The following is a 4,171-nucleotide window of genomic DNA, read 5'->3' as shown; positions in this document are numbered from 1 at the left end:
TTTTAAAATTCTATTTTCCATCTCCATTTAAATCTCCTCCTCAAAAGGAGATTTAATTCTGGATTTATGCTTTGTAAAAATCACTTATTGGGAGGACACATGGTCAAGCTATTTGGTCATCAAAAACTCAAAATACAGGTACCTATGTTGCTGTTATGCAAGGCGACGGTAATTTTGTAACATATAATTATGCAGGTAAACCAACTTGGAATTCACGTACCAATAATCATGAAGGTTCTTGGGTTGTTCTTCAAGATGATGGAAATTTAGTGATTTATGCTTATAATTCCTTCCGTCCAATATGGGCATCTAATACTGTGACTCATTGCTAGTAAAAGAGCGGTTTTATACCGCTTTTTTTTTAAAATTTTCAAATCATTTAAAATTCATTAAATTAAAAATCAAAAAATTCTATTTGCTTATCATTATTATAGATTGAAAATTATAATAAAAAAAACTATACTAAAATTTGATAAAATTCCTTTTATTAAGGCTAAATTTATGAAATTTAAAATTTCAGTTTCATTTTTTTGTATATTTTTAACTCAATTCGCCTTTTCAAATAATCGTCCTTTAAAATTTTGTTATGAAGATCAAGATTCTTTTCCCTGGGTTTTAAAAGATGGAACAGGCCTTAACATAAGTTTAATAAAAATACTTGCACTTAAATTAAATACAGAAATCATTTTAACTCCTGTTCCCTGGAAACGTTGTTTAGATGATTTAAGAAAAGGAGATGTATTTGATGGGGCTTTTGCTGCAAGTTATAAAGAAGATAGATTAGAATTTGGAAGATACCCAACTCTAAATGGTTTAAAAGATGGAAAACCAAATGAAAATAAACGACTTCATAGAAATGAATATTCATTGTATGTTTTAAAAGATGAAAAAACCATTCGATGGGATGGAAATATTATTTATGGTGTTGATGTCATAGGATCTTTACCAGGTTACTCCATAAATGATTTTCTAAAAAAATTGAATATTCGGGTAGATGATGGGACTCGAATGCCTTTAGGTGTATTTGAAAAATTGATAAGCAAAAGATACCGCGCAATAGCAATGCAAGATTATAGAGCCGATTATGTTCTTAAACAAAAATCAGAACTAAATAATCAAATTAAAAAAATATTACCTCCATTAGAAAAAAAGTCCTATTATTTAATGTTATCTACAAAAATGTTTGAAAAAGAAAAAGAGTATTCAAATTTAATTTGGAATAAAATAGAAGATATTCGAAATTCTAAAGATTATAAAAATATGTTTGAAGAATTTTTTAAAAATAAAAATTAAATTATTCTAATTCCTGTTTCTTTATTAAAAAAATGAAATTCATTTTCTGGTATTTTAATAAATATTTTTTTATTTTCAGATATACTTACTGAAGGTGATTTAATAATTATTTCATTATCTGTATTTTCAATTTTTCCATAGATAAAATTTTCATGCCCAATGCTTTCAAACATATTAACGATAAATGGTATATAAGAAGAATCATTTTTTAAATTATTGTCTTCAGATATTTGAATTTTTTCTGGGCGAAATCCTAAAATTAAATTTGAATTTAAGTTATTCGTTTTTAAATATTGAATTGCGATATCACCAGGTAAAAAATTCATAGGTGGATTTCCAATAAATCCACCTACAAAAACGGAGGCTGGTTTGTGATATAATTCAAGAGGTGTTCCAATTTGTTCTATTTTAGCTTTGTTCAGTAATACAATTCTGTCAGCTAAAGTCATTGCTTCAATTTGATCGTGTGTAACATAAATGCTTGTTGTTTTTACTTTTCTATGTATATTTTTTATTTCAAAACGCATTTGGGTTCTCAGTTTTGCATCTAAGTTACTTAATGGCTCATCAAATAAAAATACATTTGGTTCCCTGACAATTGCTCTACCCATTGCAACACGTTGACGCTGTCCGCCACTAAGTTGATTTGGTTTTCTATTTAATAAATCTTTTAATTGAAGCATATCGGCAGCGATATTTACTTTTTTTTCTATTTCACTTTTTGGTACCTTATGTAATTTTAAACCATAAGCTATATTCTTATAAACCGTCATATGTGGATATAAAGCATAATTTTGAAAAACCATGGCAATTTTTCTATCTTTGGGCTCTAAATTACAAACATTTTGTTCTCCAATTAAAATTTCGCCTTCGGTAACTGTTTCAAGTCCAGCAACCATCCGTAACATGGTCGATTTACCGCATCCACTTGGCCCTAATACAACAATAAATTCACCATCATTTATCTCTAAATTGATATTATGTAAAATATGATGATTTTGGTATGATTTTTTTAAATTTTTTAAAACCACTTTTGCCATTTTTTTACCTTTTTATAATTATTTTTCTGAATCAATCAGTCCTTTTACAAACCATTTTTGCATTAAAATAACAACACATATAGGAGGAATCATTGCTATAATAGCGACACCCATTACTAAATGCCAAGGAGTTGTTCCGTCATGAGAAATCATTTGGGTTAATGCAATTATTATTGTGTTCATGCTTTGTTTTGTTGTGATTAACAAGGGCCATAAATATTGATTCCAGCCATATATAAACAAAATTACAAATAACGCGGCAATGCTTGTTTTTGAAAGAGGAAGTACGGTATCCCAAAAAAAACGAATGGGCCCTGCCCCATCTATTCTTGCTGCTTCGCATAATTCATTTGGTATAGACATAAAAAACTGTCTAAATAAAAAAGTAGCCGTAGCTGATGCAATTAAAGGAACTGATAAACCTTGAAAACTATCTAATAAATTTAAATTTGAAGCCATTTGAAAAGTAGGAACAATTCGAACTTCAATTGGCAGCATTAACGTTAAAAAAATAATAGCAAAGGCAAACTTTTGAAAAGGAAATTTAAAGTAAACAATGGCATAAGCGGAAATGATCGATATTGCTGTTTTTCCAAATGTTATTAATAATGTAACAATTAAACTGTTTAATAATAATCTCCAAATAGAAATACCTGGTAATATTTTTTTATCAGGAGATAAAATTTCTAAATAATTATTAATAAAATCACTGCCAGGAATAATACCCGATTTTCCGTGCAAAATACTTTCTATATTTTGAGTTGAAGCAATAAATCCAAAATAAATTGGAAAAGCGACAACTATAACTCCAATAATTAAAATAATATGAGGTATGATATTTGATGTTTTTGAATTTTCATTCATTTAATAGTGCACCTTTTTTTCAACAAATCGAAAATGTAAAATGGTAATTAAAGAAACAAAAATCATAAGAATAACAGATTGAGCAGCAGAGCCACCTAAATTTAAGTTTACGATTCCATCGACGTAAACTTTATATACAAGGTTGGTTGTTGAATAACCGGGGCCACCTTGAGTTGTCGTAAAAATAATTCCAAATGTATCAAAAAATGTATATATTAAATTCATAATAAATAAGAAAAAAGTAGTAGGAGAAATTAAAGGAATTGTGATGTCTATAAATCTTCGTAAGGGTGTTGCCCCATCTATAGAAGCAGCCTCTAAAAGTGATTTAGGAATAGATTGTAAACTTGCTAAGTAAAATAAAAAATTATAACTAATTTGTTTCCAGCTTGCGGATAAAATAATTAATATTAAAGCGTGATTTCCATTCAAGCTAGGATCCCAATGAAAACCTAAAATATTTAAAACATTTGCAATGTATCCTATAGAAGGACTAAATAAAAAATACCACAAAACACCTGCAATTGCAGGTGCAACAGCATAAGGACAAATGATTAAAGTTTGATAAATATATTTTCCCGCTTTTATTTTATTGACAAGCCCAGCTAAAATCAATGCAGAAATTAAGCAAATTAAAGTAACGCTAATGCTAAATATTAATGTAATAAATATTGAATTTAAATAGTTTGAATCATGAAAAATTTCTTTATAATTTTCAAACCAAACAAATTCTGTTTTTAGTCCAAAGGCATCTTCTTTTAAAAAGGATTGCCACACCGCTAAAAGAGCAGGCCAAAAAAAGAAAATACCAGAGATTAAAAGTTGTGGTGCAAGAAATAAATAAGGTAATAATTTTGGTGCGCCAAGATAAGTGCGTAAGAACCAGTGAGTGCGAATCTCACCCACGTAAAGATTAGCCATCAGCGTGGAAGTAAGCAGTGCGATTAATAAGGTAACAAATTAATTGAAGCCAT

General features: G+C 28.6%; 5 protein-coding genes. 2 read left to right on the top strand and 3 right to left on the bottom strand.

The annotated features are described in order from the left end of the window. Nucleotides 1-155: 155 nt before the first annotated feature. Together ACIQ56_RS15255 and ACIQ56_RS15250 are read left to right on the top strand one after the other, a co-directional pair. Nucleotides 156-332, top strand: coding sequence for a hypothetical protein (locus ACIQ56_RS15255; protein WP_397601904.1), 177 nt, complete (start codon nt 156-158; stop codon nt 330-332). Nucleotides 333-501: 169 nt separating this feature from the next. Next, entirely contained in the window at nt 502-1,293 is a 792-nt protein-coding gene (locus tag ACIQ56_RS15250) for a substrate-binding periplasmic protein (protein ID WP_397601903.1), read from the top strand. On the opposite strand, the gene ACIQ56_RS15245 is transcribed toward ACIQ56_RS15250, so the two are convergent. The 3 genes from ACIQ56_RS15245 to ugpA are packed head-to-tail and all read right to left on the bottom strand — an operon-like array spanning nt 1,290 to nt 4,103. Then, nucleotides 1,290-2,333, bottom strand: a complete 1,044-nt coding sequence (locus ACIQ56_RS15245) for an ABC transporter ATP-binding protein (RefSeq protein ID WP_397601902.1) — start codon at nt 2,331-2,333, stop codon at nt 1,290-1,292. The genes ACIQ56_RS15250 and ACIQ56_RS15245 overlap by 4 nt on opposite strands. An 18-nt stretch (nt 2,334-2,351) precedes the next feature. Then, the gene (gene ugpE, locus ACIQ56_RS15240; protein WP_397601901.1) at nt 2,352-3,197 is read right to left on the bottom strand and encodes a sn-glycerol-3-phosphate ABC transporter permease UgpE; all 846 of its coding nucleotides are present in this window, start codon (nt 3,195-3,197) and stop codon (nt 2,352-2,354) included. Further along, nucleotides 3,198-4,103 (bottom strand): sn-glycerol-3-phosphate ABC transporter permease UgpA, encoded by a 906-nt coding sequence (ugpA, locus tag ACIQ56_RS15235; protein ID WP_397601900.1) that lies wholly within the window; start codon nt 4,101-4,103, stop codon nt 3,198-3,200. Nucleotides 4,104-4,171: the final 68 nt, after the last annotated feature.

The organism is Silvanigrella sp. (assembly GCF_044369315.1).
Taxonomy (GTDB): Bacteria; Bdellovibrionota_B; Oligoflexia; order Silvanigrellales; family Silvanigrellaceae; genus Silvanigrella.
This window is presented reverse-complemented; position numbering and strand designations above follow the sequence as displayed.

What these genes read in the sequence shown, in the direction of transcription:
- ACIQ56_RS15255 (WP_397601904.1), top strand. Translation starts at nt 156, where the DNA reads ATGCAAGGCGACGGTAATTTTGTAACATATAATTATGCAGGTAAACCA.
- ACIQ56_RS15250 (WP_397601903.1), top strand. Translation starts at nt 502, where the DNA reads ATGAAATTTAAAATTTCAGTTTCATTTTTTTGTATATTTTTAACTCAA.
- ACIQ56_RS15245 (WP_397601902.1), bottom strand. Translation starts at nt 2,333, where the DNA reads ATGGCAAAAGTGGTTTTAAAAAATTTAAAAAAATCATACCAAAATCAT.
- ugpE (WP_397601901.1), bottom strand. Translation starts at nt 3,197, where the DNA reads ATGAATGAAAATTCAAAAACATCAAATATCATACCTCATATTATTTTA.